General features: G+C 69.6%; 21 protein-coding genes. 7 read left to right on the forward strand and 14 right to left on the reverse strand.

The genetic code is table 11. The annotated features are described in order from the left end of the window. Nucleotides 1-8: 8 nt before the first annotated feature. Entirely contained in the window at nt 9-515 is a 507-nt protein-coding gene (locus FMQ63_RS23535) for a DoxX family protein (protein ID WP_026113905.1), read from the reverse strand. Between the two features lie 213 nt (nt 516-728). On the opposite strand from FMQ63_RS23535, the gene FMQ63_RS23540 reads away from it, so the two are divergent. Further along, entirely contained in the window at nt 729-1,649 is a 921-nt protein-coding gene (locus tag FMQ63_RS23540; RefSeq protein ID WP_225909664.1) for a hypothetical protein, read from the forward strand. Between the two features lie 16 nt (nt 1,650-1,665). Here FMQ63_RS23540 and FMQ63_RS23545 read toward each other — a convergent pair whose 3' ends face one another. Beyond that, nucleotides 1,666-2,445, reverse strand: a complete 780-nt coding sequence (locus FMQ63_RS23545) for a tRNA1(Val) (adenine(37)-N6)-methyltransferase (protein ID WP_011550163.1) — start codon at nt 2,443-2,445, stop codon at nt 1,666-1,668. Nucleotides 2,446-2,679: 234 nt separating this feature from the next. Between FMQ63_RS23545 and yjjJ the strand changes: the two genes are divergently transcribed. Further along, on the forward strand, nt 2,680-3,990 hold the full coding sequence (yjjJ, locus tag FMQ63_RS23550; protein WP_011550164.1) for a type II toxin-antitoxin system HipA family toxin YjjJ: 1,311 nt from the start codon (nt 2,680-2,682) through the stop codon (nt 3,988-3,990). 21 nt (nt 3,991-4,011) lie between these two features. Here yjjJ and FMQ63_RS23555 read toward each other — a convergent pair whose 3' ends face one another. The 5 genes from FMQ63_RS23555 to FMQ63_RS23575 all read right to left on the reverse strand — a co-directional run bounded on the left by FMQ63_RS23555 (nt 4,012) and on the right by FMQ63_RS23575 (nt 9,866). After that, entirely contained in the window at nt 4,012-5,907 is a 1,896-nt protein-coding gene (locus FMQ63_RS23555; protein WP_011550165.1) for a PHB depolymerase family esterase, read from the reverse strand. Between the two features lie 218 nt (nt 5,908-6,125). After that, the gene (gene gshB, locus FMQ63_RS23560) at nt 6,126-7,094 is read right to left on the reverse strand and encodes a glutathione synthase (RefSeq protein ID WP_011550166.1); all 969 of its coding nucleotides are present in this window, start codon (nt 7,092-7,094) and stop codon (nt 6,126-6,128) included. A 79-nt stretch (nt 7,095-7,173) separates the two neighbouring features. Next, entirely contained in the window at nt 7,174-8,868 is a 1,695-nt protein-coding gene (locus FMQ63_RS23565) for a serine/threonine-protein kinase (protein WP_020478634.1), read from the reverse strand. Between the two features lie 375 nt (nt 8,869-9,243). Then, the gene (locus tag FMQ63_RS23570) at nt 9,244-9,573 is read right to left on the reverse strand and encodes a hypothetical protein (protein WP_225909665.1); all 330 of its coding nucleotides are present in this window, start codon (nt 9,571-9,573) and stop codon (nt 9,244-9,246) included. Continuing rightward, nucleotides 9,570-9,866 carry a hypothetical protein gene (locus FMQ63_RS23575; RefSeq protein ID WP_020478636.1) on the reverse strand — a complete coding sequence of 99 codons (297 nt, stop codon included), beginning with the start codon at nt 9,864-9,866 and terminating at the stop codon, nt 9,570-9,572. The genes FMQ63_RS23570 and FMQ63_RS23575 overlap by 4 nt, the downstream gene beginning before the upstream one ends. A gap of 204 nt (nt 9,867-10,070) precedes the next feature. On the opposite strand from FMQ63_RS23575, the gene FMQ63_RS23580 reads away from it, so the two are divergent. Next, on the forward strand, nt 10,071-12,272 hold the full coding sequence (locus FMQ63_RS23580; protein WP_011550168.1) for an EB domain-containing protein: 2,202 nt from the start codon (nt 10,071-10,073) through the stop codon (nt 12,270-12,272). On the opposite strand, the gene FMQ63_RS23585 is transcribed toward FMQ63_RS23580, so the two are convergent. The 4 genes from FMQ63_RS23585 to FMQ63_RS23600 form a co-directional block, all read right to left on the reverse strand. Then, a complete protein-coding gene (locus FMQ63_RS23585; protein WP_011550169.1) occupies nt 12,266-12,997 on the reverse strand; it encodes a DUF429 domain-containing protein in 732 nt (243 codons plus the stop codon). The two genes, FMQ63_RS23580 and FMQ63_RS23585, sit on opposite strands and share 7 nt — an antisense overlap. 424 nt (nt 12,998-13,421) lie before the next feature. After that, on the reverse strand, nt 13,422-14,885 hold the full coding sequence (locus FMQ63_RS23590) for a hypothetical protein (RefSeq protein WP_020478637.1): 1,464 nt from the start codon (nt 14,883-14,885) through the stop codon (nt 13,422-13,424). 154 nt (nt 14,886-15,039) lie between these two features. After that, nucleotides 15,040-15,774 (reverse strand): head GIN domain-containing protein, encoded by a 735-nt coding sequence (locus FMQ63_RS23595; protein ID WP_216608954.1) that lies wholly within the window; start codon nt 15,772-15,774, stop codon nt 15,040-15,042. Between the two features lie 89 nt (nt 15,775-15,863). Further along, complete coding sequence (locus FMQ63_RS23600) at nt 15,864-18,671, reverse strand: serine/threonine-protein kinase (RefSeq protein WP_011550172.1); 2,808 nt, start codon at nt 18,669-18,671, stop codon at nt 15,864-15,866. 319 nt (nt 18,672-18,990) lie between these two features. Between FMQ63_RS23600 and FMQ63_RS23605 the strand changes: the two genes are divergently transcribed. From FMQ63_RS23605 to FMQ63_RS23615, 3 genes are all read left to right on the forward strand, one after another. After that, complete coding sequence (locus FMQ63_RS23605) at nt 18,991-20,886, forward strand: ribonuclease R family protein (RefSeq protein WP_011550173.1); 1,896 nt, start codon at nt 18,991-18,993, stop codon at nt 20,884-20,886. A gap of 178 nt (nt 20,887-21,064) precedes the next feature. After that, nucleotides 21,065-21,541 carry a hypothetical protein gene (locus FMQ63_RS23610; protein ID WP_228556478.1) on the forward strand — a complete coding sequence of 159 codons (477 nt, stop codon included), beginning with the start codon at nt 21,065-21,067 and terminating at the stop codon, nt 21,539-21,541. 9 nt (nt 21,542-21,550) lie between these two features. Next, nucleotides 21,551-21,970 carry a hypothetical protein gene (locus FMQ63_RS23615; RefSeq protein WP_011550175.1) on the forward strand — a complete coding sequence of 140 codons (420 nt, stop codon included), beginning with the start codon at nt 21,551-21,553 and terminating at the stop codon, nt 21,968-21,970. A 10-nt stretch (nt 21,971-21,980) separates the two neighbouring features. On the opposite strand, the gene FMQ63_RS23620 is transcribed toward FMQ63_RS23615, so the two are convergent. Together FMQ63_RS23620 and FMQ63_RS23625 are read right to left on the reverse strand one after the other, a co-directional pair. Beyond that, nucleotides 21,981-22,709, reverse strand: coding sequence for a hypothetical protein (locus FMQ63_RS23620; RefSeq protein WP_225909667.1), 729 nt, complete (start codon nt 22,707-22,709; stop codon nt 21,981-21,983). Between the two features lie 109 nt (nt 22,710-22,818). Then, the gene (locus FMQ63_RS23625) at nt 22,819-23,313 is read right to left on the reverse strand and encodes a YkgJ family cysteine cluster protein (protein ID WP_020478639.1); all 495 of its coding nucleotides are present in this window, start codon (nt 23,311-23,313) and stop codon (nt 22,819-22,821) included. A gap of 317 nt (nt 23,314-23,630) precedes the next feature. On the opposite strand from FMQ63_RS23625, the gene FMQ63_RS23630 reads away from it, so the two are divergent. Next, complete coding sequence (locus FMQ63_RS23630; RefSeq protein WP_171452271.1) at nt 23,631-25,670, forward strand: PilZ domain-containing protein; 2,040 nt, start codon at nt 23,631-23,633, stop codon at nt 25,668-25,670. Nucleotides 25,671-25,686: 16 nt separating this feature from the next. On the opposite strand, the gene FMQ63_RS23635 is transcribed toward FMQ63_RS23630, so the two are convergent. Further along, a complete protein-coding gene (locus tag FMQ63_RS23635) occupies nt 25,687-26,649 on the reverse strand; it encodes an NYN domain-containing protein (RefSeq protein WP_011550179.1) in 963 nt (320 codons plus the stop codon). Between the last annotated feature and the right edge of the window lie 78 nt (nt 26,650-26,727).

Raw genomic sequence — 26,727 nt, forward strand, 5'->3', positions numbered from 1 at the left:
GCCCGGGTTCACCCCAGCACGTCGAGCAGCACCGAACGACGGCGCTGGCGCGGCAGGAACCGCAGCCGCCGCAGCTCCTTGCGCTTCACCCGGCGCTCGATGGCGCTGTGGACGGAGAGCGGTCCCGGGCCTCGCAGCAGCAGGCCGAGCGCGATGGCTCCCAGCGCCAGGTTGAACTCGAAGCCGCCCTTCGTGATGTCGAAGCCCTTGGAGCCATGGACCTTGGCCACGGCGATGGCTTGCGTGACGAGGATAGCCAGCGCGGCGGGGCGCGTGGCGATGCCCAGGATGGAGCTCACGCCTGAGAGCAGCTCCACCACCCCCGTGGCGATGACCCAGGGCTTGCCTGGCTTGAAGCCCAGTTGCTCGAAGAGGTCCGCGTGTTGCGCGGTGCCCTCGGCGCGGAGCTTGGACACGCCATGCACCACCATCGTCGACCCGAGCGACAGGCGCGGGGGCAGCAGGGCCGCTGCCTTCAGGATGCTCGGTTGCTCGGTCAGGGTCGCCACGTTCATACCTGCCACTCCTTGGATGGGCCGGGGCCGTTGACGGAAACCTGGGTAGGTTGGGTCCGGCATGGGCGCATGGCACGCCGCGGTGATTCCGCCTCCCTTGCCCGGTAGGCATACTGCCGGCCCCAAGGGGCCTGCCTCATGAGGCGGGAGTGGACCCGCATCCCTGGGGCGGCCCCGCGTGAATACCCACTGGTACGAGGCAGTCACCCCGTCATGTCCCTCCGCTGGCCGCTCCTGTCCCTGTCGTTGTTGGTGTCTGCTCCAGCGCTCGCGGTCGACGGCGTCGCCGTCCGGGTCCGCTGCACGGAGAAGTGCACGGTGATGCTGGATGGAAAGAACGGGTTCCGGGTGAATGACACCACCTGGGAGTTCAAGGGCATCACGCCGGGCTCCCTGCGCATCGATGCCACGGGCGTGCTGAGCCGTCCGCTCGCCGGCAGCTTCGTGGTCATCCCGGACGTGGCGACGGCGGACGTCTTCCTGGCCAGCAACAAGCGCATCATCATCGAGCCCGGCAGCTCCACCATGCCCGGCACACCGGACTGGGCCGAGCCGAAACCTCCCACGCCGGCCTCCACGTCGACGGCACCGAGCGTGGCCACCGTGAAGTGCCAGGACGACTGCACGGTGCTGCTCGATGGGAAGCAAGGTCTCCGCCGGGACAACCGGACCTGGGAGTTCCGCGACGTGGCGCCCGGCCAGCGGCGCGTGGAAGGCAGCGGTGGCGTCTTCAACCGGCGGCAGTTCGTGGGCTACGTGGAGGTGCCGGGTGGCTCGGAGGTCACCATCCAGGGGGACTCCAAGGGCCGCGTGACGCTCACGGAGCAGAAGGACCTGGAGGCGGCGAAGCAGCCTGAAACGCGCGCGGCGCCGACCTCCTTGGTCCACGTGCGCTGCACCAAGCCGTGCACCGTGATGATGGACGGGCAGCGCCGGGGCACGAGCAACGCGACGAACCTGAGCCTCCGCGACGTGCCGCCCGGGGAACATGCGCTGGAGGTGGACTTCACGGTGGGCGGGAAGCTGCGGCGCTCGACGCTGGCGGTGCCCGCGAGCCATGAGCTGTTCGTCACCGCGTCCGAAGAGCACGGTGTCCAGGTGACGAACACCAAGCCGCTCACGGGCACGCCGTAGAGCGGCGGCGCGGTTGTCAGCGACTCTCCGCGAGGGGCGGATCCATCAACGCCGCCACCTCCGCGGAGTAGCCCCCGGGCCCTTCGCCATGAACGATGAGGGGTGGGCGCACGGCGAGGCCCCGGTCCCTGTCTCGCAGGGCATGCACCAGGAAGCGCGTGGCCGGGGCTCCCACCCGCGCGTGGACGAAGCGCAGCACGGTGGGGTGGAGCTTCGCCTGGGTCAGCAGGCCCAATACCTCGGCCACACGCGCGGCCGGGTACACGAGGCTCACGCCGCCGCCGGGCATCAACGCATACCGTGCCGCGGCGACGACGGATGGTGCGTCACACGCCACCTCTGACTTGGACACGGCCCGTTCGTCATCCGGGCTGCGAACCCCCGCGTCGGCCAGGCGGAAGGGCGGGTTGGACACGACGTGGGCGTACTGGCCGCCGGAGACGTGTTCGCGGATCCGTCGCAGGTCCCCGAGCAGCGGGGTGACGTGGGCCTCGCACGCGTTGAGCGCCACGGCGCGCATCAGCCGGGCATGAACGGCGGGCTGGAACTCCAGGGCATCCACGGGCCCCCGGCCGAACTGCTTCACCAGCAGGAAGGACACCACGCCGCTGCCCGCGCCCAGCTCCAACATCCGCCCGGACTCGTCGACACGTTCGGTGGCCGCGAAGTGGGCCAGCAGCACCGCGTCCAACGTGAAGCGGTAACCCGTCCGCCGCTGGAGCACCCGCACCCCCGCCGTGCCAATGGAGTCGAGCGTTTCGTCCGGGCCGGGCTCGGGCAGGGTGGGTTCAGGCATGGGCTTTCCGTGCGGGACTGTCGTCTCCCAGACAAGAAGACAACTGTCCAGGGCAAGGCCCCCGGCGGCCTGTCAGGCAGGCGCTGCATCGATGAAGGGCCGCCACTTCTTCAATCTATTGGCTCTAGAGGGGCCAGAGCTTCAATAGATCGAGCCTGCGCGGCTGGTATTTCTTAGTGATATCGATGAGTTGCACGCCGATATCTCTTCACGGATCCTTTCAGGAATCTGTTCATGGCAACCCTGGAACAACTGCTCGCCGTACTCGGACGTCAGGTCGAGGTGAAGGGGAGCGAGCTGGCTACCCAGCTCCGGGTGTCACGCCCGACAGTGTCGCGGTTGCTGGCCTCCGCAGGCCCGAGCGTCTGCCGAATGGGGCAGGGGCCCGCCACACGCTATGCGCGGACCCGCTCGATTGCCCCCTTGGGCGAACAGGTACGGATGTACCGCGTCGACGAGACCGGCCGTCCCCACGAGGCAGGCGTCCTGCACCCGCTGTGGAACGGGGGCTGCTGGATTGCGCGAGAGGACGGGGTAGGTGAACGGTTCGCCGGGCTGCCGCCTTTCGCCGCCGACATGAGCCCTCAGGGCTACCTGGGCCGAGGCTTCACGAGCCGTCACCTCGAGTTGGGACTCCCCCCTCGCATCACGGACTGGACGGAGGACCACCAGCTCATCGCACTGGCGTTGCGAGGCGATGACTGCGTCGGAAACCACATCATCGGCGCGGCCTCCCTGGACCGGTTTCTCGCAAGCCCGCTTCGGCCCGTCACCGAGGCCCAGTACCCGGAGCTCGCCCGCTCATCGATGTCGAGCGAGGCAGGCTCCTTCGCCGGTGGCGATCAACCCAAGTTCACTGCCTATGCCGAGCGACGCCACGTCCTGGTGAAGTTCGCGGCCAACGATGACGGCGCCGCCGCCCAACGTTGGAGAGAGCTGCTCGTCTGCGAAGGCCTCGCGCTCGAAGTGGTCCGCAACGCCGGGATTCCGGCCGCGGCTTCGCGCTCCATCCGCGTCGAGGGCTACCAGTTCCTCGAGGTCGAGCGCTTCGACCGGGTGGGTGAAAGAGGCCGCAAGGCGCTGCTCTCACTCAAGGCCATCGACAACGAGTACCTCGGCCACGAAGGGAAGGGGAGCACCTGGACCAGCGCGGCCCGCTACCTCCTCCAGAGCCAGTACATCAGCGAAGAGGACGTCAGGCGCATTCGCTGGCTCGACACCTTCGGGCAGCTCACCGGCAACACCGACCGGCACTTCGGCAACCTCTCCTTCTTCGAGGACGGACCCAAGCGGTTCCGGCTCGCCCCTGCCTACGACATGCTCCCGATGATGTTCGCCCCCGTGGGCACGAGCATCATCGATCGCACCTTCGAGCCCCGGCCGCCCACCTCGGAGACGCTCGATGTCTGGGCCGATGCCGCACAACACGCACTGGCCTACTGGAGCCGGCTGGAGCAGACCCCCGAACTCAGCGACACGTTCCGCGGCCACTGCGCACGATGCAGGGACTCACTTGCCGCGCTGATGCAGCGGACGCCGGTCTGAGCCGGCGTCCGCTCCGTCTTCCTACGGCGTATAGGCGACTGTCAGCACCGCGTTCGCCCCATCCCGGATGAACAGGTACTGCGTGGCCGTCTGCGCCTGGGTGAAGCGCAGCCGGAGCTGCGTCTTCCCCGTCTTGCTGATGGCGGAGAGTCCATCCGCGCTGAAGTCCCCGGAGCTCTTCGTTCCCGCGCTGAACCGGTCGATGCCCGCGACGCTGCTCGCCGTGGCCGCCGCCGCCCAGTCCGTCACCTCCGTGTTCGCCGCGTTGAACGTCCCCGTCTTCGCGTCGATGACCAGCGTGTTCCCCGCGGGCGTCGACCACGGGTCTCCCGAGCCCGACGAGTAGCTCACCGTCAGGAACGCCCGCGTGACGGTGGCCCCGTCCGGAAGGCTCGACGTGTCGAAGGAGAGGAACGACCGGTTGTACTTCCCATCCGTCCCCCGGCCGAGCGCCAGGTTCGTCATGAATCCCAGCGCCGCCCCGCTGCCATCCGCGTCCGCCTTCAGGTAGCCATCATCCGCCGCGATGCTGGCGAACTGCACCGTCACCGGCGCCGGGGAGCCTGAGTTGCTCACCGTCACCACCGTGTCGTTGTCCGTCGCCTGATTGCCCGCGGCGTCAAACGCACGGGCCCCCAGCGTGTACTGCCCGTTGGACACGGCCGTGCTGTTCCAAGCGAAGGCATACGGCGCCTGCGTGTCCGTGGACACCACCTCGCCATTCACCAGGAACTCCACCCGGGTGACGCCCACCGCGTCCGCCGCATCCGCGGTGACATTCACCGTGCCACTCACCGTGGCCCCGCTCGCCGGCGCCGTCACGTTGACGGTGGGCGGCGTGGTATCCCCCGTGGGCTCACCTCCGCCTCCCGTCATCCCGAAGAACTTCACCTGGTGGTAGACGGAGCAGAGATTCACATCGCTCAGGTACGCCCCCACCGAGCCACAGGCCGCGCTGCCCGTGCCGCCTGGAAACGGGAACTGCGCATCCATGGCCACCGCGTGGCCCATGCCGGTGAGTTCCCACGTCTCCACCAGCGCGTTGCCTGCGCCGTCCCGGTACACCTTGTGCGGGAAGCCGGACACCGTCTCCACCGTGTCCGGTGTCTGGTCGATGCCGTGCACGTTCGTCCACTGCTCCATCGCCTCGGTGAGGTTCATCACGTTCACCGTGTAGTCACTGGTGCCGTGCCAGATGGTGACGCGCGGACGCGGACCCGCGTAGCCCGGGTACGCGCTGCGGACCACGTCTCCCCACGCGGCGGGCGTGCGATTCACACCCGGGCTCATGCAACTGAAGCCCGCATTCATCGACTCCGCGCACCGGTAGGGGCCACCGGAGTGGATGGCCCCGGCGGAGAAGACATCCGGATAGGCGGCCAGCAACGCGGGCGTCATGTATCCCCCCGCCGAGAACCCCGCCACGAACACCCGTGACGGGTCGATGGAGTACGTGGCCTTCATCGTGTCCACCATCTGCTTGATGGACAGCGCCTCGCCCCGGTCTCGTGAGAAGTCACCGGGCTCGAACCAGTTGAAGCAACTGGTCATGTTGTTGCCACCCTGCTGCTGCGGATAGACGACGTAGAACTTGTAGACGTCCGCCGCCGCGGACCAGCCGGCGCCCTCCATCCCCGCGGCCCGCTGCGTACACCCGTGCATCACCACCACCAGCGGAGCGTTGGCCGGCATGCCGGACGGTACGTGGCGGAACATCTGCAGGTTGCCGGGGTTGCTACCGAAGCTTGTCACCTGCGTCAGCAGGGGCTGCTGCTGCTCCGTCACCTCGGGCTCCACCTCCGGCGCGTCCCCGACGGGAGCGCCACAGCCCGCGAGGCCCGCGAACAGCCACGCGGCAAGAGGCACCCCGGCGGACCACGACCACGGCCAGGAACGGCTGCGACGCTGCTTGAGCATGGTGTCTCCCTGGCGGCCACGAGGGAAAAGGGCGGCCGCGGGGCGAAACCTGACTCTTCCGGGAGTCACTGATTCAAGGCGCGTCGCGTCGCATCGCGCTGAAACATGAACCAGGATTCAAATCACGCACCGCGTCGTGTGGTGCGCTGAAACATGAGTCAGCCCTCAGCTCAGGGAAGACACCGGGCGCCGGGCCGCCCGGCGTCCTCCGGCGGGGCTCAGCGCGCGGCGCGCTCGGCGACGAGCCGCTCCGCCACGTCCAGCACCTTGGCCTCCACGCACACGTCGTCCAGCTGGTTCGCCTCCACCAGGCCGGTGGGGCTCGTCACGTTGACCTCGGTGAGGTAGGTGCCCAGCACGTCGATGCCCACCAGCCGCAGTCCGCGCTTCACCAGCTCCGGCTTCAGGCGCTCGCAAATCTCCAAATCCCGCGGGGTGAGCACGGCCTTCTGGGGCACGCCGCCGGCGGCCATGTTGCCGCGGTGGTCGTCGTCGGACGGGACGCGCAGCACGCCGCCCACCGGCTCGCCGTCCACCAGGAGGATGCGCTTGTCGCCCTGGCGGCTCTCCGGGATGTACGCCTGCGCCATGACGGCCTCGCGGCCGCCCCGGGTGAGCATGTCCACCGCGGAGCGCGCGTTCCGGTCCGTGGCGGACAGGAAGAGGATGCCCTTGCCCGCGAAGCCATCCACTGGCTTGAGGATGGTGCCCGCCGCGTTGCGCGCAATGAAGTCCAGCAGCACCGGCAGCTCGCTGGTGACGCGCGTGTCCGGCATCAGGTCCGGGTAGCGCAGGGAGAAGAGCTTCTCGTTCGCGTCGCGGAGGCCCGCCGGCTCGTTGATGAAGACAGGGGGCCGGCCCGTGCCGCACAGCTCCACCAACTGGGTGGCGTGCAGGAACTCCGCGTCCACTGGCGGGTCCTTGCGCATGAAGAGCACGTCCAGCGAGGACACCGGGCGAGGGGCCTCGTCGAGGATATCGAAGTGCCGCCCCAGTTCGCGGCGCACGGTGACGTGGCGCATGCGCGCCTCCGCGCACGTGCCGTTGAAGCGCAACCAGCCCTGTTCGAAGTAGCGCACCTGATGGCCGCGCTTCTGCGCTTCGAGCATCAACGCGAACGTGGAGTCGTGGTCCACCCGCACCGTCTCGAGCGGGTCCATCAGGAAGCCAATGGTCAGAGGGGCCATACAGTCCGGAATCAGAGGGAGAGGGGCGCGAAGATAACCAAGTGCCCCGGGACGTGCCCCTCAATCCCGGTTCTGTGTTTCAGCGCTCGGGGATTTCCGCCAGCTTCAGCCGGAACTGGGTCGTCTCCCCGGCGCTGATCGGCACCGACAGCATGCGCTTCTTGCCGTCCGGGCCCACGATGGTCAGGTCGTGCTCCCCCGCGGGCATCGCCACGTTGAACATCGGCGTGCGGCCCACCCGCTTCTTGCCTCGGAAGACCTCCGCCTCCGGCAGCACCAGCAAGGTCAGCTTGCCCCGGCCCTTCACCGGACGGGCGCTCGCCGCCTCCTTGGAACGGGAGCCCTCCGCGTCCTCGCCGCCCGACACCTTCGCTGGAGTCTCCGTGTTGCCGGCATCCGTGGGCGGGCCCGAGCCTGGTCCCAGGTAGACGGGCAGGTTCGGGTCGTGTTGGGGGAGGGTGCGCAGCGCGCTCGCGTCCTTTTCATCCACCGTCTCGTTCAGCACCTTCGACAGGTGCCAGGCGGCATAGCCACCGCCCACCAGGATGCCCATCAGCACCAGCCCCCACAGCACATTGGAGGCCTTGCTCTCCGGCGGCTGCGGCGTGCCCTCCACGGCCGCCGAAGCCTTCCGGGGCGCCGCAGCAGCGGGCACCTTGCGCGAGGGCTTGCGCGGCATGCCGGCCACGCCGTTCGACGGCGTCGGGATGTCCTTGCGCTCGGGGAGGTAGGGTCCGTCATCACTGCGCAGGGCCCGCTTCGCGGAGTCCAGCATGACGCCGTTGGTGGTGCCGTCCGCGGACTCCAGCATGACGCGCGTGGCGGACATGCGCTCGGCGAACCAGTCCTGCATCAGCGCGGCCCGGTCATGCGCGTCCAGCAGCAACTTGCCCGCCGCCGCTTCAATCGCCCGGGCCATGTCCCGGCCGTTGGCGAAGCGCTTCTCGCGGCTGCGCTCCAGCGCCCGCATCACCACCTTGGACACCTCTTCGGGCACGTGCGGCGCGACGTGCGAGGGCCAGGGGACGGGCGCCTCCAGGATCTTCATCATCTCGTCGCGCTCATTCTTGCCCGCGAACAGGCGCGCGCCGGTGATGAGCTCGTGCATCATCACCCCGACGGAGAACAAGTCACTGCGGCCATCCAGTGTATCGCCCCGCACCTGCTCCGGGGACATGTACCCGGTGGTGCCCTTCACCGTGCCGACGTTGGTGCGCTCCAAGCTGTCCTTCGCCTTGGCGATGCCGAAGTCGAGCAGCTTCACCACGCCGTCGTACGTCACCATGATGTTCTTCTGGGCGACGTCGCGGTGGATGACGGGGCTGGGCGCGCCGGAGGGCGCCGTATAGGTGTGCGCGTAGTGCAGCGCCATGCAGACGTCGCGCGCCACCGACAGCGTGAAGCCCAGCGGGAGCTGCTCCTGGCGGCGCAGGCACGCGCCGGTAATCTGGTTCAGGTTCTGCCCGGCGATGAACTCCATGGCCAGGTAGAGCCCGTCATCCTCGCGCCCCAGGTCGAACACCTGCGCGATGTTCGGGTGGTTGAAGGCCGCGGTGATGCGCGCCTCGTCCAGGAACATGCGTTCGAACTGCGCATTGTCCCGCGCGTCCGGCAGCACCCGCTTGATGACCACGTACTTGCGGAAGCCACCCGGACCCGAAGTGAAGCCCAGGAACAGCTCCGCCATTCCGCCCACGGAGAGCTGCGTGACGACCTCGTACTTCCCGATGCGCTCGCCCCGATAGAAGTCGATGGGGAAACCCTCCGCCGGCACCCCGCTGTCGGGGCACATCCCGCGCCAGACGATAACAGGCATGTGCGGGGCGGACGTGTGGTGAGAACGGGCCTCCACCTGGGGTGGTTCCCGCATCCACTCGGAAGCTGTGGATGGCCTGTGGACAGTGGGGGAGGGGCTGTGGAGAAACCTCGGTGTGGATCAACACCTGTGGGTTCCCGGGGATAACCGTCACTTTACCCACATGTAGCACATCCCGAATTCGTGAGTGTTCCCGGGAGCTTGCTGACTTGTCCCCAAGTCCGAGCTGCCTACTGCCACTACCAATAGATCAATACCTCTTATGAACCTTTAGAAGAAGCAGTCGGCGCTGGGGATGAAGTGCCTGTGGAAACCCAGGGCCGGTGCCCCACCTCAAGCCAGCGCCAGGCGCAGCTGTTCGAGCAACGCAGGCAGCCGGGTCATCAGCTCCCGGTCCATCTCCTCCAATGCCCCGCGAAGGGCCGCCAGGTCCTCTGGGGCGCGTTCCGCGGTCACCATGCGCTGCAGGACCCTCAGGCGCTGATTGCGCTGCACCAGGCTGCCCAGGACGTCCTCCAGCTCATCGCTGAGGGCCGAGCCCAGGCGCAGGTCGTGCCCAATCAGCTCCCGGAGCTGCTCCACCAGGTACGTGAGGTCCCAGGATTCTGCGTATCCAGCACGGCGCGACATCTCACCCCAGCCCAGGCGGGTCGCCGGGCTCACTCCAGCGGCTGGGGCCGCAGCAGGCCCACTAGGGTGAGGCGCGAGCGGGACGGGTCCAGCTCCACGCTGACCTGGCAGCCGGCGACGTCCAGCCGCAGCGTGTACGGGAACTCGGGGAGTAGCTGACTTTCCTCCTGCCGGGCCAGCGCGGCCAGGCGGAACAGCTCGGCCAGCAGCTCCTGGCGGGTCTCCGCCGCGAGCCCCTCCACGGCCGCCTGAAGGCCGCGTGGGATGAGCACGGTGAAGGCCTGCGATGACGAAGGGGCGCATGAGGAGGATGCGACAGAGGTCATGGCGTACCCCGGGTGCCAGAACCATACCCTTCCGGCATCCAACCATTTCGCGTGGTTGCAGCCTGTAGCAGTGGAACGGCCTGTAAAAAACACTGCCCCCCTCCCCGCCGACCCTGAAGTGTTGGGAGGTGGGACATCGAGGGGGCGGGGCGTCCGCGGTGCCTTCTGGCGTGGGTATAGCCAGAAGGCACGGGGGGGAACGCCATGGCGCACGCAACGCAGGCGTCCCGGTACAGCGGCATTGTCTTGGCGCTGATGCTGGGGTGGGGAGCGGCGGCTTGTCGGGACACACCGTCCCTGTCGGGGGCGGAGGGGCGGTTGCGGTTGTCGGCGCGGCGTGTGGACTTCCCGCATGCCTACCCGGGCACCCGGCGGGAGGCCGAGGTCCGCGTGGTGAATGGCGGCCGGGCCCCGCTGGATGTCACGTGGACGGACGTGACGGCACCCTTCTCGTTGGAGGCGGCGCTGCCGGTCCGGGTGCTGGCGGGAGAGGTGCCGGTGCGTCTGCGCTTCGCGCCCGAAGCCGAAGGGACCTACGAGGTCATCCTCACCGGCACCGCGTCGGACGGCGGCCAGGTGCAGTTGGTGCTGGCGGGCGAGGCGAAGCCGGTGCCGGAGTGCTTCACGCCCGTGACGTGCGCGGCGGCCACCTTCGACCTGGTGACGGAGCGGTGCGTGGAGTCGGTGCTGCCGGACGGCACCGCGTGTGAGCCGGGCAATGCCTGCATCACCGGCGCCACCTGCCAGGCGGGGCGCTGCCGGGGCGAGGAGCGCGCCTGTGACGACGGCAACGCCTGCACCACGGACGTGTGCCACGTGCTGGACGGGTGCCAGTCCGTGCCGGCGCCGCCCTGTCCCGCGGCCGGGCCGTGTCAGGTGGGGACGTGCGACCCGCGGATGGGATGCGCCACGGCCCCCGCGCCGGACGGCACCCTCTGCGGCGCGGCCCAAGGCACCTGCGAGGACGCGGACGTGTGCCTGGATGGGGCCTGTGTGAAGCGCGACCTGCCGGAGGGCTTCCTGTGTGAAGCGGCCAGCCCGTGCCAGGTGTCGGGGCACTGCCGCGGCGGCGTGTGTGCGCGGCCCGCGGCGCAACCCCTGAAGGTGGATTGGGAGCACGACGCCCGGGCGGGAGAAGAGCAGCTTCAGGACCTGCTGGTGGGGCCGGAAGGGGACGTGACGCTGTCGGGCTTCTACGGCACGCCCGTGCTGGACGCGGCGGGCAAGGGGCCTCTGGTGCGGGCCTCCAAACCGGCGCGCCGCTGCATGCTGTGGAACGACCGGATCCTGTGCATGGACATGCCGATGGACGGGACGGTGTCGCTGCTGGAGCGCGACACGGGGACACCGCGGTGGACCTTCACCCTGGCCGACGCGCGGCCGGACTTCCGGGACAGGACGCAGACGCTCTTCCTGGCGCGGCTGGCGGTGATGGCGCCGGACCGGCTGGCGGCCCTCTTCGAGGCCTACCCCACGGACCAGCGGCGCGACACGGCGTGCCGCATGTACTTCCTGGTGGTGCTGGATGCCTTCGGCCACATGGTGTCCGCGCGCGAGTTGACGGACCCGATGCTCGCCGAGTGCAACCACCCGCACCCGTATGGCCTCGCCTCGGACGCGGTGGGGGACCTCTACGTTGCCTTCGCGCCCACGCTGAACACGGGCGCGCCGCTGGCGTCGGGGACGCCCTCGTTGCTGATGGCCTTCTCCTCGGACGGGGTGCCGCGCTGGCGGAGGACGGAGCCCCTGCGCGCGGGCGAGCTCGCGGTGGTGAACGGGCTGCTGCTGCCCGAATGGGGCTTCCAGGCGTTGAGCACCCGGGACGGAACACCGGTGGGGGAGCACCTCGCCCAGCAACTGGGCCGCGCGGTGGCCACCCGGGACGTGGTGGTGCCCAGCGCGTCGGGCACCACGGTGAACGCGGATGTGGACAGCCTGAGTTTCACGCCGGCCGCCACGCAGCTGAAGGGCTTCCGGCTCCCGGACCTGGAGCCGGCGTGGCTGTACTCGCTGAAGGAAGGCCAGCACCTGACGAGCAAGGAGCTCCGGCTGGCCACCTGGCCCAGGGGCGCGGGGCTTCCGCCCGAGACGCTGGTGTTGACGCACGCGGTGGCGGCCGACAACCAGCGGTTGCTGGTGGGCGTGCGCGCGCGGGATGGGGCGGAGGCCTTCCAGTGCCCGCTCGACTACGCGCCGCGCACGGTGCCGCAGTTGATGGAGCTGGGGCCCGGTGCCCTCTACCTGATGGATGGGGCCCTCAGTTGTGGCGAGTGCGATCCGCCCTTCGCCAACAGCCAGCCGCGCTTCATGCGCTTCCCCATGCCGGGGTTGCTGCCCGCGAACGCGCCCTGGCCCGGGACTTTCGGAGGACCGGGGCATGGGCACCATGAGAACGCGGCTCACTGAGCGGCGAGGCCCTTCACTGTGGAGAACTTGTGGGCGCTTGAGAGGATGCGCCCCTCGCGCAGCCAGCCCTGGTTATCCACGGTGAGCGGTGCGCCCACGGCGGTGACGTGCGTAGGGGCCTTGCGCGTGAGCCACCCGAGCCACGCGCACAGCGCCGCGTCCAACTGGTCATGGGTGGGAAGCAGGCCCGGCGGGAAGCGCAGGCCCCGCGCCTCCAGCACCGCCTGTCTTCGCGTCCGTCCCGCGTGAGACGTCTTCTTCCCCAACTTCTCCACAGACAGCGCGCGCCATGTCGCGCCGGGGAAGGCCTCGAAGAGGCGGGCCTCCTCCAGCGAGTCCGTGTCCACGTCCAACAGGGGATGCCCACCCCGCGCATGCAGCGCCGCGAACAGCAGCACCCCGCCCCGGACGAAGCCGGCGAAGGGACGTCCAGGCTCGGGCAGCACGTCGGGCGTGCGTCCCGGCGCGCGCAGGCATCGCTCCGCTTCGCGCACGGAGGCTCCCGGCCGGGCCAGCGCCTGGGGGCCATCGATGACGAGCACATCCTCCGGGTTCAAAGGAAATGACGCGCGCAGCAGCTCCGGGGTGAAGCCGAGCGCCTTCGAGGGGACAGGCCACCGGAGCTCGGAGAAGCGCACCTGCCCCCGGGCATCCACCTCCGCCACGTCCACTGGCCGGGGAATGCGTGCGTACGGGTCCGTCAAATCCCAGCCCAGGAAGCGCATGGTGAGCTCAAGCCGGCGTAGCGGTTTCCCACATATCGCGCTGCTTCATGACGCGCCCTGAAAGGAATTCAGTCTCCACCGCGCCTGCTCACACTCATCGTGAATGCGCAACTGCTATGGGTCCTCACCACATCCGGCCTGTCACGGTGCTTGCGGGAGTCAGAACCCGACGGGTGGACAGGCCCCGCGCAGCCGATATTCTTCGCCCACCGTAGCGTTGGCGTTCGTGGACGGTATTCCACGGTGCCCACGTGCAGGCCGCTCGGGAAGCAACCCCCTTGTTCCCGGCGCTCGCGTGGAAGGAGTGCGGTTGCCCGGACGACCTTGGAGGTCCGGCGTGCGGCGGCTTCGTGGCATCGTGGGGGGCCCGCTCGGGCCCCGGGTGGAAGTCTCCCGGGGCCCGAGAGACCTCGTTCAGTCGCCGCTAGGGTTGTTGTGTCTCCGCCGCCTGATTCGCTTCCACGCGCGTGAAGGACAGCAGGTAGGCGGGCTCGTCTCGCGTGCTCGCCTGTATCAACGCTTCCGTCAGCGCATGCAGGGGCCAGCGGTCCATGGACGCCTTGCGGAAGAGGGTCACCGCGCCCTCCAGCGCCTCGATTCGCGCCAGCGCCTGTTCACGCCCGGCCTCGTCGCCCATCTCCTGGGCGCCGCCGCGGACGAGCTGCAGGCCCACCACGCGCTCCACCATGGTGGGTTGTTCGGCCATGCGCGTGCCGATGTCGCGGGTGATGCGGCCCAGCCGCTTCCGGCCCTCGGGGGACAGCGAGCCGCGCGTGCCCACGTTGCGCGTGCGCAGCACCCATGAGCCCCGGTCCGTCACGCTGTGGGCCGCCACCGCCATCGCCGTGGCGCTGACATCCGGCACCCCCGAGCCCTCCAGCAGCTTCCGGGCTTCCTCGTACGTGCGGGTGAAGACGCCCTCGCGCCACACGGGGAGGGCGGCCACCTGCTCCAGGCGGTCAATCTCCGCCGCGCTCATCTCCGAGCCCGGCTCCGTGTCTCCCAGGAGCAGCAGCAACTGAATCTGCATGGCGCGTGGGTTAGCGGCCGCCAGCGCCTCCAGCTTCTGGCGGAACACCGTGCGCGCTTCGTCGTGGGAGGACTGCGGCAAGGCCTCGCCCCGGAGCACGTCCATCACCGCCACGAAGAGGGACGGGTCCTCCAGCCGAGGCACCTGCCGCAGCAGGAAGAGCGCCTTGTCCGCGTCCAGTCGCGGGCTGCCCAGGGCCAGCATCAGCCTCACGTCATCCGACGCGGCACGCTCCCAGGCGGCCTTCGCCGCGGCGGCAATGGCCGGGTCGGGCGGCAGCGGTGCGGCTCCGGGAAGCAGCTCGCTCTGCTGAAGGTCGGGCTGGCCCAGGTCCACCCAGGCCTGGCGGAACGCCTGTTGCCAGTCCATGCCGGGCGTGCGCCGCAGCTCGCTCAGCCGCGCCAGCAGCTTGGCTTCCGGAGCGCCCGGGGCGGCGGCCTCCAGCCGGCGGAGCGCGTCGCTGGCCTCGGTGTCCTGGCCTTCCTCCAGCGCGAGACAGGCCTTCACGAGGAGCGCCGGAGCATGTTGGGGCGCCAGCTTCAGCGCGGCCGCCAGTGCCTCATGCGCCTGGGCCCGCTGTCCCGTCGCGGCGGCCCGAGCGGCGCGGTCCGTCTGGACCAGCACCTCCATGGGGGCCTGGGACTTTGCTTTGGGCGCCTCGTGCGTGTGGTCCGCGTGGGACGCGCCATGCGCGTCGTGCGTGTCCCGCGGGGTGGAACCGGGCGATGGAGGCCGTGGGCTCCACAGGAAGAGCCCTCCGGCCAACACCGCCACGCCAACGCCCGCGCCTCCCCACAGGAGCTTGCCGCGTCGCCGAGGCGTCGGGGCGTTATCGGAGGAAGGGAGGGGAGGCGTCATCGGGCGGGCATCTCCGCGAGGGGTGGGGACGCGCATTCCAGCCGCCCCGGCCCTCGTGGAGCAAGCCGGTCCACCCGCCACCCCGGGGGCTGTCCGGTTCACCCCACCCGTGTGATGTCATTGACGCGGTACGCCTCCCTCGGAGGCGGGCGCGTCAGTCCTTGTAGACGACCTTGGAGCCGCCGCTGGCGCGCACGTCGCTCTGGCTCGGGCGGGACACGAGCTGGAGGACGCTGCCCCCGGAGGCCTCGCCGCTGACGCGGTCGGATGCATCCACCTCCACGCGCGAGCCGCCGCTCGCTTCCGCGTCCAGCGTCTTGACGCCCTTCACGTCCAGGGCACGCACGATGGAGCCCCCGCTGGCCTCGACGTCGAAGTCCGTTGCCCGTCCCGCCAGCGTCACCTTCGAGCCACCACTGGCCTCGGCCTCCACCTGGCGTGCATCCACGCCGCGGACGTTGACGATGGCGCCGCCGCTGGCCTCGACGTCGAACTCGTCCGTGCGCGTGGCGTCCGCGTCCACGTGGCTGCCGCCGCTGGCGTGGATGCCTTCGACGCGCGGGCTGGAGACGTACAGGCGGACGCTGCCGCCTTTGAATCCGCTGAAGAGCTTCTTGTCCACGCGGGTGCGCAGCGTCCCGTCATGCACATCCATTTCGATTCGGGACACGAGTTCGGCCGGTCCCTCCAGGCGCACGGACTTGGGGCCCACCTTCACCTCGGCCCGGATGCCGTGGCTCACCGATACCTCATCGAAGTCGGGCACCTCTCGGACATCGCCTCGCTGCTGTTGTGCGGAAGCGGACGCACCGGCTTGAGAATCCTGGGCATGGGCACAGGCACCGAAGAGGAGGAAGGCGGCGACGATTGAGACGCGGGCGGGGGACATGGGCACGCTCCAATGGAAAAGGGGCCACGACACGGGCCCGGCGTGCTCAAGGTACGCACGGTCCCCGCATTGATTGCCTGCCCCGCCGTTCAGGGGTCCGAAAGCAGGCTCAACGGGCCGCGGACGGAGGTCGTCTCCCCGGGCTTGATGTCCACGGGGACCTGGTGCGCCTTGGTGGTGGCATCCACCAGCTTCAGGTTGTGCTGGCCCGCGGGCAGCTTCACCTTGAAGAGCGGCGTCTTGCCCAGGTCCTGGCCGCCGAGGAACACCTGGGCCTTGGGCTCGGTGACCAGGGTGAGGAAGCCGGGCTCGCCCGCCGGTACGCTCTCCGAGGCGGGCGGCGTGGCCGGTGCCTTGCGGGGTGCCGTGGCGACCGCCTTGCTCCGCTGCGTCCCGTTGCGGACGCGCTTGAAGGTCCGGGGCTCCTTGAGCGGGGCGTCGTCCTCGGTGGCGGAGTCCGAGTCCGGGGCGCTCTCATCCGGCACGGGGACCTGATCCGTCAGGGTGGCGGGGTCCACATCCGCGATGACCAGGGCCGAATCACCCGTGTCCTTCGGCCCATCGTTCACCGGTGGGGCCACGGGCGTCGCTGTCGCCGCCGCCAGGTCCTTGTCCGCGTTCACCGGAGGGCGTGTCCCGGCGGTTTGCTGGGAGGGCGATGGGGCAGCACCCTGGCCGAGCAGGGGTTTCAGCCGGGAGGACACGACGCCACCGTCCAGCCCCAGCATCACCACCGCGACGCCCAGCGCCAGCACGCCCACCACCGCCGTGACAGCCATCCAGGCCCGGCTTCGCCGAGCGGGTTGTGGCTGGAACTGGGGGGCCCGTGCGCGCCTGGGGCCTGTTGTGTCGCTCCCCCGGCCTTGCACCGTGGATTCTTCTTCGTCCTCCTCCATGGGCATGTCTTGGACGCGGACGGGCTGGGTGGTGGGCTCGGTCGAAGAGCCACCCTGCCTGCGGCGAGGAGGAATGGGGCGGCGCGGCGAGGGCGTCACCGGAGCCGTGTCCCCACCACGCTCGGGGGGCAGCACCGGCATGCGAATCATCGCCGTCTGCAGGTCGCGCTCGGCGGGGGGCGGCGTGGGCACGGAGGCGCGCAGGCCGTCCTGCGTCCGGGACGCGCGGGACCGTGCCTCGGCACGCGGGGGCTCATTCACGGACGGGGAAGGCTCGGGCGTGCGAGATGAACGGGCCCGCGGAGCGTCATCCGAGGTGGGAGCCGGCTCATGTGCGCGGGATGAACGGGTCCGAGGCGCGTCATCGCCAGCAGGCGTCGGCTCAGTCGCGCGAGACGAGCGTGCCCGATGCGCATCATCCGCGGCAGGGAGCGTATCCGGCGTGCGAATCGGTCGGGCGCGAGAGTCCCCGGGTGCTGGCGGAGCGGGTGACTCCGGGGAACGCACCCCGCGGACCTGGGTCTGTTCCCGATCAGCGGCCTGGGCATCGGCCGCCGAGGCCCGCGAGCCCTGGCGTGAGGAGGCCTCACCCGGCGTGGACGCAGAGGCGCCCGCGTCCCGGCCGGTGCCCGGCAACTGCGTGCGGACCGTGTGCTCCGGAGAGTGGGCCGGCATCCCCGGCTGGGTGCGCACGTGCTGCCCCCCGGACGGAGGGAGCGTCGTCGCCTCGGCGGGAGGAGGCGGCGGAGCGTGTGCGTCAGCGGGAGACGCGCGCGAGGCCAGCCGCTTGCCCGGAGGCGCCTGAAGCACGGCCTTGCGAACGGTGCCGGCTTCAGGGGACGCGGCGGGAGCGCCCGTGGTGGGACGCCGGGGCGCGGGGGACGGCGCGGCGTTCCGAGGCGTTCCCGAAGCCCGAGGCGCCGGCGGCAAGGTGACGCCGCCGGTGGGCAGCTCGGACGGCTCGACCCCCATGGCCATCACCTTGGCCAGGTTCACCACGCCGGTGGTGTCCCCCGTGTCGTTCTGCCCGCTCATCAGGAGTTGCCGCGTCTGCTCGCGCCGGTCGGAGAAGAGGCGCAGCATCAGCTCGCTGCTCTGCTCGGGATGCCAGATGAGCGGCCCCACGGCGCGCTCGATGGCGCGGGCGAACTCCAGCGTGGAGGCGTACCGGTCCTCGCGGCGCTTGGACAGCGCGCGCATGACGATGGCGTCCAGCTCCGGCGGCACGTGCTTGTTGGTGCGCGAGGGCGGCGTCACCTCGCAGCGCAGCACCGCGTTCATCATCGCCTCGGCCTGCTTGGCGTAGAACAGCCGCATGCCGGTGAGGCACTCGTGCAGCACCACGCCGAGGCTGAACAGGTCGCTGCGCGCATCCAGCGGCTCGCCCATGATCTGCTCGGGCGACATGTATCCGCTGGTGCCCTTCACCATGCCCACCGCGGTGCGGCTGGCGCGGGCCAGGCTCTTGGCGATGCCGAAGTCGAGCAGCTTGGTGACGCCCTCGTACGTCACCATGATGTTCTTCTCCGCTACGTCCCGGTGGATGACGGGAGAGGGGCGGCCCAGCGGATCCGTGAAGGTGTGTGCGTAGTGCAGCGCCACGGCGGTATCGCGCACCGCCATCAGGCTGTAGCCCATGGGGATGGGGGTGTTGGCCTGCCGGCACGCGCGGGCCACCTCCACCAGCGTGGCGCCCGGGACGAACTCCATGGAGAGGAAGAGCTCTCCGTCCGCGATGTCCAGGTCGTACACCTGGGCGATGTGCGGGTGGTTGAACGCGGCCGTCACCTTGGCCTCGTCCAGGAACATCCGGACGAATTCCTCCTCGCCGCGGATGTCGGGGAGGATTTGCTTCAGCACCACCAGCTTGTGGAAACCCGCCAGGCCACGCTGGGACGCGAGGAAAATCTCCGCCATCCCGCCCGTCGACAGGCGGCAGAGCACCTCGTACTTGCCCAGCGAGCGCGCTTCCGGCGCGAGCGGCAGCGTGTTCCCACTCATTGAATGGCGCCGAATGTACACCGCGAGCCGGATGGACGCGAAAGCCCCGTCCCTCACGGGTTCGTTACCGGACCTGATGACTTCCCGGGTAGGGCGGAATTGAAGCCGGATTCAGGTGGGGAATCGTGGGCGGCCCGGACGGAGGATGTCAGGGGCGCGGGCCCGGCTGCGTCCCCTGCGGCAGGTCGCCAATTCCTGGCGATGGCTTTCCCGGTGAGACGCAGGCCCTCCATGGGCCGTGCTCCCGGGGGCTGATATTTTCCCGCGCGAGCCCTGCTTTCCCAGGATGGGAGTGGGCTAAACACGCGCCCAAGGTTCCATGGATACTTCTGTTTCGCCCCGCACCGTCACCGGCCGTCTCGACGTCCACCCTCGAGGCTTCGGCTTCCTCACCGTTCAGACGCCCGGCTCGCCCGAGGTGCTGTCGGCCTTCGTCCCTCCGCCCGACCTCAATCCGTACTTCGCCGGGGACGTCGTCACGGCCACGGTGACGGCGGGCGCGGATGGGCGCTGGTCGGCCAGCCAGTTGTCGTTGGTGGAGCGGCCTCGCACGCAGGTCTACGGCGAGGTGGTGCTGCGCAAGGGCGTGACCCTGCTCCACGTGGACCGCGAGGTGGCCAACGCGGACTGGGTGCTCGACGCCGCGGGGACGCAGGTGCAGGCCGGTGACGCGGTGGTGGCGCGCATCGACGAAGGCAAGGTGGTGCTGCTCTACCGGGTGGAGGAAGGGGAGGACCGCTCCCTGGAGCGCGTCATCGCCCGGCACGGGCTGCGAAAGGACTTCTCCGCGGAAGTCGTCGAGGAAGCGCGGGGGGCGCGCGCGGTGCCGCATGCGGTGGGCGCGCGGAGGGACTTGCGGGACGTGCCCACGGTGACGGTGGATGCGCCGTCCACGCGGGACATCGACGACGCGATTTCGGTGCTGCCGGCGGGGCCGGACGGGGCGCTGCGGCTTCTGGTGTCCATCGCGGACGTGGGTGAGTACGTGAAGCAGGGCTCGGCGCTGGACGCCGAGGCACGTGAGCGGGCCACCAGCGTGTACCTGGCGGGGCGCGTGCTGCCGATGTTGCCGGAAGCGTTGTCTTCGCACTGGCTGAGCCTGATGCCGGGCGAGGAGCGGCTGTGCCTCACGGTAGAGCTGCGCATCGACCCGCAGGGCCGGGTGACGGCGGCGGACGTGTACGAGAGTGTCATCCGCTCGTGGGCGCGGCTGAACTACGACGAGGTGGCCGCCTTCCTGGACCGGGGTGAGGTGTCGGCGCCCATGGAGCCGGTGCGCGAGGTGATGCCGTGGTTCCGGCTGGCGGCGGCCCGGCTGGCGGTGGCGCGGGCCGCGCGAGGCGGCATGGAGTTCGCGCGGGACGAGGCGCGCTTCACCTTCGACCAGGCGACGGGCGAGCTGTCCGGGCTGGTGAGTGAGAAGCCGACGTCGGCGCACGCGATGATTGAGCGCTTCATGGTGGCGGCGAACGAGGCCATCGCCGGGTGGCTGCTGGCGCGCGGCCTGCCCGGGGTGTACCGCGTGCACGAGCAGCCGGACCCGTTGCGGGTGGCGGACCTGAATGCCTTCGCGGAGACGTCTGGTTTCGCGGCGGGCTTCGGACGGGAGCTGACGCCGCTCGCGCTGGCGGCGTTCGACCGGCAGATCGCGGGCGCGGTGGCGGAGCCGGCGCTGCGTTCGGTGCTGCGGCGCTCACTGGGCCCGTCGCGCTACACGGTGAAGCCGGGGCCGCACTTCGGCCTGGCAGCGCCGCTGTACCTGCACTTCACGTCACCGATTCGCCGGTACGCGGACCTGGCGGTGCACCGGACGTTGAAGGGGTACCTGCGTGGGCGCCGGGACTTCGTGGATGAAGACCCGGGGATGGAGGCGCTCGCGGTGCACATCAACGCGAAGGCGCGCGCGTCGACGCGGGCGGAGAACGACCGGCACCGCGAGTTGGAGGCGCGGTGGATGGCGGGGCACGTGGGCAAGCAGTTCCAGGCGCGTGTGACGCGGGTGCGGCCCTTCGGCCTGGTGGTGCAGTTGGACGGCATGTTGGTGGAAGGTGTGGTGCCCGCGGATGCCCTGTCCGGAGGCCCCTTCCGGCCGGACGCGCGCGAACTGTCCCTGGTGGGCAAGGAGCGGACCTTCACCGTGGGCATGCCGGTGACGGTGAAGGTGACCTCCACCGACGAGCAGCTTGGACGCATTGAGCTGTCACTGGTCGAGTAACCGGCGCAGGTATGGGAGGGACGCCCGGATGAGCCTTCGTTGGGCCAAGGTTGCCATGTTGCTGACGGCCTGCGGCGGGGCGGGCTATCGGTACGCTGGGAGGGACGTCTACTTCGGGCCTGATGGCGGTCAGGTATGGGTTCGAGGCCCATGGCCTGCCATCCAACCCTCCAGGAACGTGGATGACGTCATCGACCAGCTCTGTCCCATCATCATGGAGATGGATGGAGCGCGAGAGAAGGACTACGGCCAGGAATACTGCGGCGTCCTCTACTCGCTCGGAGACGGCGTCTTCTACGCGAGCTATCCCTCGCCCCTCGGTGAGATGCAGCGAATCGGTCCCAACAAGCGCAAGTCATGTACTTCACCGCGCTATGTGCGGGATGAGCGTGGACGTGCGGTCGGCATCGCCGACTACCACAGCCATCCCTGGGCACCGTCGCCACTGACACCGGAAGACAGATGGGAGAAGAACCAGCGATGGCTCATCCGAATCCAGTTCGATACGGACTGTCATGTGATGAAGCTGGTTCCCCATGCGAATGAGCCTCAGCCCGGTGAGGTCTATCTTCGCATGGGGAGGGCCTGGGAACTCATTGGCATCATCAAGCCGGAGCACAAGCCATTCGGCATCGTCACGGATGTGGGCGACTAGGAGCGGGTCATGAAGTGTCGAGCCTTGTTGCTGGCGTTGGTGATGCTCCCCGGTTGTGCTCTCTTCCAGCGGCCCTTTCGCCCGGAGCATGCCTCCAAGGAGGAGGCGGCGAAGCTGCCTTACCCCTTGTGGCTCCCATCGGAAGGACGTGTGCGGGTGCCGGCGAACATGTCCGCTGCCATCCAACTCGCGATGGACGACATGCTTCCTCGGGATGTGAAGCCGCCTCGGGACGCCACGCCGGATGACGTGTGCCTCCATCGTCGCGACTCCTACGATGTCGAGGCGGCTCCACTGAACGATGAAGTCGTGCTCGTCAGATTCCTGGTGAAGGAAGGCGCATGTCGCAGCGAAGGAGCCACCGCGACCGAAGCAGCCACCTACGCCATCGACATACGGGGCTGGCGCATTCTCGCCGTCCAGCGCTAGCCACCGGCCCTCAACCCGCGATCGGCAGGCCGTCCGTCTTCCACGTCAAATCCTTCGCGGTGGCCCACCCGAGCAGCCCCGTGGAGGACTTCACCAGGTAGAGGTAGCCCTCACCCTTGCGGCCCGGGGGCGCGGCGGCGAGGACCTGAATCTTCGAGCCCTGGGCCAACGTCGCGACGGCGCTCTTGTCCGTGCGGCTGCGCGCCAGCGGGAACGACTGCTTCACCGTGGCCTCGACGCCAACGGCGTACAGGTCCTGCGGCACCTCGGACACCTTGCCCGTCTTCGCATCCACGACGTACTTGTCGCGCCGGTTCCAGAAGCCCTGCCATGAGTCGGACAGGATGATGCCGTTGCCCTTGGCCTCGGTGAGCGCGGGCACGGTGCCCAGCAGCTTCAGCGCCTTGCCGTCGAAGCCGTAGATGTACGAGCGCTGGTCGTAGTCCGTCTGCCCGGTGCGCACCACGAGCTCCTTGCGCTTGTCCCGGCTGTCCAGGTCCACGATGAACACGCCCGCGGGCTCATTGTCATCACCAGGGCCCCGGATGGTGGCGCTGCCCGCCTTGAGGATGAACTCGTTCTTCGGTTCGTCGAACTGGATGGACACGGCTTCCGGCGTGCCATCACCGTTCAAATCCACCGAGGCGGACTTCACAGGGGCCGTGTTATCCGCGATGGCCAGCGGCGCCGTCAGCAGGGAGCACGTCATCACCGCCAGCACGGACGCGTTCGTCTTCATCGAAGTCCTCGGTGTCACGCGGCGCCGTGGAAGCACGGCCCGGATTATCGCGCCCGCATCGTAGCCACACGGGTGTGCGAGGCGGCTGGGATTCACCGCGTCGCCGCACTCAATCCTGCCGTCCGAAGCGCCCCCGGAAGTGTGTATCCAGATAGGCCTCCGCATGCTCGTAGGTGGCCAGGTCCGTCGCGGACAGCGGGCCACCGTGATCGAGCAGGTTCGCGCGCCGGGCACGTTGCAGCACCGAGCGCGGCGCCCCTTCCGAAGCAGGCGCCAGCGTGCGCGCCACGGCGGCCACTCGCGCATGGGCCTCGTCCACCACCTCGAGCGCTTCGTCCAGCGAGACTTCCTTCTCAGCCAGCGCGGAGGACAGCTGACAGTGATAACGCCTGCAGCTCGCAGGGCGGTCCTCGTAGATGGTGCATGTGCGCTCATCCAGGGCCGAGCAGTGTTGCATCAAGGCGAGACTTCCATCCGTGCGTGAGCCCACGGGCAATCCCCGCCGCTGGAGCGCCAGGGCTTCCTCCAGCTGGAGCGACACGTGCGTGAAAAGCGTTCCGTCACAGCACATGCCGCAACGAAGGCAGAGGGTGTTGCGCGGCATGGTCCTTCCCCTAACCCGCTGACGGAACTGGTTCCACCTCAGCGAGCAGGCGTACGAGCGCTCACCCCCCCGGTGGCCATGCCACACCACCTCACCCCCAAAAAACCTGGGTGCACACGGACCCGATGGGATGCGGGCACACATCCCGTCTGAGAGGGAAACGACCGTCCGTGTGACACTTGAAAAATCAGACATCCAGTCCTGTCCTGGAGAACAGGTTACGCGCGGCTCGTTCGTGCTCACGCTTCCAGTGAGAATTCTCAAGTCTCGCACCTGTGAAGCCGTACAATCGGCGTCCTTCAGACAACGGAGCTGTCATGCAGGCGGACACGCTGGAAGGGTTGAGCGGCCGGGCGTCGATGCTCGGTTACCGGATGGGGACGGAACTGACGGCGGTGGCGTCGTTCGGAAACCTCCAGGCGCCGTGTCGGCTGGTGCAGCTGTCGTTGGAGCACCTGACGCTGAACCTCGGTACGCAGGCGGCGCCGAAGCCGGGCGATACCGCCTCCGTGGTGTTGGGCCATGGCGAGCGATGGGCCACGGCGCTGGACGTGGAGGTCATGGACGTGCGCGGCGCGCCGGAGGTGAGCATGCGCTTCCTGGCGCCGCCCCTGGACGCGGGCCGCCGCATCGTCTCCGTGCTGGAGGCGCTGCGTGACAACGGCCTGCTGCTCCCGCCGGAGACGCGGCCGGTGTGGAAGGAGCGCATCGAGCACCCCGACCGCGTGCGGCGCATCTGCGACGCGCTGGTGGGCAGGCAGGCGCGCGGCATGGCGCGGACCGCGGACGGGCGCAAGGTGCCGGTGACGGCCGCGTACTTCGACCCGCACGAAGGCCGCATGGGCTGGCGCTTCGAGGGTGGACTGCCCGCGCAGCCCTTCACCCTGGAGGCTTTCGGCTACAGCAGCGTGGTGCACCTGGAGGTCAGCGAGGCGCGCGAGGAGTCCGGCCTGGTGCTGATGCCGGTGCCCCGGGAGCTCGTTCGTTACCGCCACCGCTGGCTGCGGCGCGCGCCGCCGAGCCGTGCCTGCACGCTGTCCTTCGACCATCCGCTGTGGCCGCAGGTGCACGTGCGGCGTCAGGTGTTGGACCTGTCCTATGAGGGCATCGCCTTCCTGACGGAGCCCGGCGAGGACCTGCTGTACCCGGGCCTGCGCCAGCCGGTGCTGGAGGTCGCGACGGAAGGAATGGCGCCGGTGCGGCTGCGCGCCGAGGTGCGCAACATCTCCAGCACCGCGGCGGGCCGCCGCTGCGGCATGTCCGTGCGTCCCCTGGATGCGGCGGGCGCGCAGGCCTGGCGCGCGCTGGTGGAGGCGCAGATGCACCCGGCCACCCAGGTGGAGGGTGACTGGGGTGATGCCACCTGGAAGCTCTTCGACGGCTCGGGTTACTTCCGGCTGCCGGGCAAGTCGCCGGAGGACTTCGAGGACGCGCACCCCAGCTTCGACGCCACGCTGGCGCGGCTGGAGGGCCGGACGCGGCTGGGCTACCGGGTCGTGCACCCGGAGGGGCAGTCCGTGGGCGCCACGCTGTCGGTGGTGAAGCCGTACGAAGGCAGCTGGATGGCGCACCAACTGGCGCGTCAGCCGGTGAAGGGCAGCCGCACGTCGGCGCGCGAGGCGCTGCGTGACATCTACCTGCGCGGCTACGAGCCCACGCAGGTGGACCCGGAGGTGAAGTGGTTCTTCGCCTTCTGCGAGGCGCGCGTGCGCTGGGTGCGCTTCACCAAGTTCGACTTCGCCACCTGGTACGAGCACACGGGCCAGACGTGCCTGGTGCCCTTCCAGCTGATGGAGGCGGAGGTGGACGGGGCCTGGGAAATCCCCGCGGGCATCGAGGTGGGCACGCCCACCGAGGCCGAGCGCGCGGCCTTCTTCCAGCAGGTGGAGCGCACGCGCCCGCTGGCCTACCGCGAGGCGCTGGACCTGGTGCCGGAGCGCTTCGACCTCAAGCGCGCCAAGGAGCGCTGGGGCGAGGCGGGGATGGGGCGCGAGCGCGAGCTGGTGGTCGCGCGGCACGAGGGCCGCCCCGTCGTCCTGGCGGTGCTGGAGACGGCGCAGCCGGGCCTCAACCTCTTCAACGTGCTGGACGGCGTGCGGCTGGTGCCGCTGGTGGACGACGCGACGAAGGAGGCCCAGGACGCCATGGTGGCGCTGCTGGCCCACGCGGCGGACTGGTACCGCGCGCGCGAGCGCAAGGTGTTCATCCACTACGTGGAAGCGGCCTGCGTGGAGTACGTGGAGCGCGCGTCGCTCGCGGACCTGGGCGAAGGCAAGCTGTGGGTCATCTCCGCCAGCCTGCTGCCCGAGTTTCTCGAGCACCTCCACGAGGCCACCACGCCCCCGGCGGGGGCGTAGTCGCGGGGACGGGGGCTCAGCCCTCGTCTTCGTCCGGGTCCGGGTAGGACTCCAGCTCGTCGTCTTCCTCGGCGGCGTGCGCGGGGCCGCGCTTCTTGCCCTTGGTGTCGCCCCCGCCGACGTCGAAGTCCGCCGCCACCACGTACCACTGGCGGCCCTGCTGGATGCGGCGCAGCAGCCCTTGCTGCTCCAGCGCGGCCAGCAGCCGGGCGAAGGTGGAGAAGCCGTGCTCGCGCTCGTCGAAGTCGGGCTCCTTGCGGACGATGGCTTCCTTGATGAGCGACGGGTTCACCGGCCCGGTGGCGCGCGCCAGCATGCTCTGCACCACCTCGCGGGCGATGTCCGGCACCTCCGTCTTCGGCTGGGACTTGCCGCCACCCTGCGGTGTCTTCTCCTTGTCTCCCCGGCCCTTCTCGTCGCGCCCCTGGCGGCCGCCACGCTTGCCGTGTCCCGCCTCCTCGGCGGACACGCTCTGCCGGCCCTTCTCCTTGTCGCCCTTGTCGGAGCGTGACTGGCGCGGGCGCAGGTAGATGAATTCGTCGCAGGCCTTCACGAAGAGCGGCGACGTGGACTCCTTCACTGCGAGCCCGATGACGGTGCGCCCGTTCTCACGCAGCTTGTAGGCCAGCGGGCAGAAGTCGCTGTCCCCGGAGCCGATGACGAAGGTATCGATGCTCTCGCGCGCGTAGCACAGCTCCAGCGCGTCGATGACCAGGCGCATGTCCGCGCCATTCTTGCCGGCGCGCGTGGAGGGCGGCACGTCGATGAGCTCCACGCCGAACTCGTGCAGCCGGATTTTGGCCTCGGCGAAGCGGGACCAGTCGCAGTAGGCGCGGCGGAAGACGACCTTGCCCTTCTCCAGCAGCCGGTCGAGCGAGGGCTGCAGGTCGAAGCTCGCGGAGCTGATGCCCGTGTTGGTGACGAGGTTCTCGAAATCGATGAAGAGGGCGATGCGGTGCTCAGCGTTGCGACCGTTCACGTGCGGCCTCTGCGTGTTGCCGCCATGAGGGCGGCGGGAAAGGGGTCCGTGCAGGACGGCGCACCCTAACCTGAATCG

The sequence above is a fragment of the Myxococcus sp. CA005 genome, from assembly GCF_006518205.1.
Taxonomy (GTDB): domain Bacteria; phylum Myxococcota; class Myxococcia; order Myxococcales; family Myxococcaceae; genus Myxococcus; species Myxococcus xanthus.

Excerpts from the sequence above, each read along its gene's own strand:
- FMQ63_RS23595 (WP_216608954.1), bottom strand. The coding sequence starts at position 15,774 with ATGTCCCCCGCCCGCGTCTCAATCGTCGCCGCCTTCCTCCTCTTCGGT.
- FMQ63_RS23630 (WP_171452271.1), top strand. The coding sequence starts at position 23,631 with ATGCAGGCGGACACGCTGGAAGGGTTGAGCGGCCGGGCGTCGATGCTC.
- FMQ63_RS23535 (WP_026113905.1), bottom strand. The coding sequence starts at position 515 with ATGAACGTGGCGACCCTGACCGAGCAACCGAGCATCCTGAAGGCAGCG.
- FMQ63_RS23615 (WP_011550175.1), top strand. The coding sequence starts at position 21,551 with ATGAAGTGTCGAGCCTTGTTGCTGGCGTTGGTGATGCTCCCCGGTTGT.
- FMQ63_RS23625 (WP_020478639.1), bottom strand. The coding sequence starts at position 23,313 with ATGCCGCGCAACACCCTCTGCCTTCGTTGCGGCATGTGCTGTGACGGA.
- FMQ63_RS23605 (WP_011550173.1), top strand. The coding sequence starts at position 18,991 with ATGGATACTTCTGTTTCGCCCCGCACCGTCACCGGCCGTCTCGACGTC.
- FMQ63_RS23575 (WP_020478636.1), bottom strand. The coding sequence starts at position 9,866 with ATGACCTCTGTCGCATCCTCCTCATGCGCCCCTTCGTCATCGCAGGCC.
- FMQ63_RS23620 (WP_225909667.1), bottom strand. The coding sequence starts at position 22,709 with ATGAAGACGAACGCGTCCGTGCTGGCGGTGATGACGTGCTCCCTGCTG.
- FMQ63_RS23555 (WP_011550165.1), bottom strand. The coding sequence starts at position 5,907 with ATGCTCAAGCAGCGTCGCAGCCGTTCCTGGCCGTGGTCGTGGTCCGCC.
- yjjJ (WP_011550164.1), top strand. The coding sequence starts at position 2,680 with ATGGCAACCCTGGAACAACTGCTCGCCGTACTCGGACGTCAGGTCGAG.
- FMQ63_RS23540 (WP_225909664.1), top strand. The coding sequence starts at position 729 with ATGTCCCTCCGCTGGCCGCTCCTGTCCCTGTCGTTGTTGGTGTCTGCT.
- FMQ63_RS23580 (WP_011550168.1), top strand. The coding sequence starts at position 10,071 with ATGGCGCACGCAACGCAGGCGTCCCGGTACAGCGGCATTGTCTTGGCG.
- FMQ63_RS23585 (WP_011550169.1), bottom strand. The coding sequence starts at position 12,997 with ATGCGCTTCCTGGGCTGGGATTTGACGGACCCGTACGCACGCATTCCC.
- FMQ63_RS23545 (WP_011550163.1), bottom strand. The coding sequence starts at position 2,445 with ATGCCTGAACCCACCCTGCCCGAGCCCGGCCCGGACGAAACGCTCGAC.
- FMQ63_RS23590 (WP_020478637.1), bottom strand. The coding sequence starts at position 14,885 with ATGACGCCTCCCCTCCCTTCCTCCGATAACGCCCCGACGCCTCGGCGA.
- FMQ63_RS23600 (WP_011550172.1), bottom strand. The coding sequence starts at position 18,671 with ATGAGTGGGAACACGCTGCCGCTCGCGCCGGAAGCGCGCTCGCTGGGC.
- gshB (WP_011550166.1), bottom strand. The coding sequence starts at position 7,094 with ATGGCCCCTCTGACCATTGGCTTCCTGATGGACCCGCTCGAGACGGTG.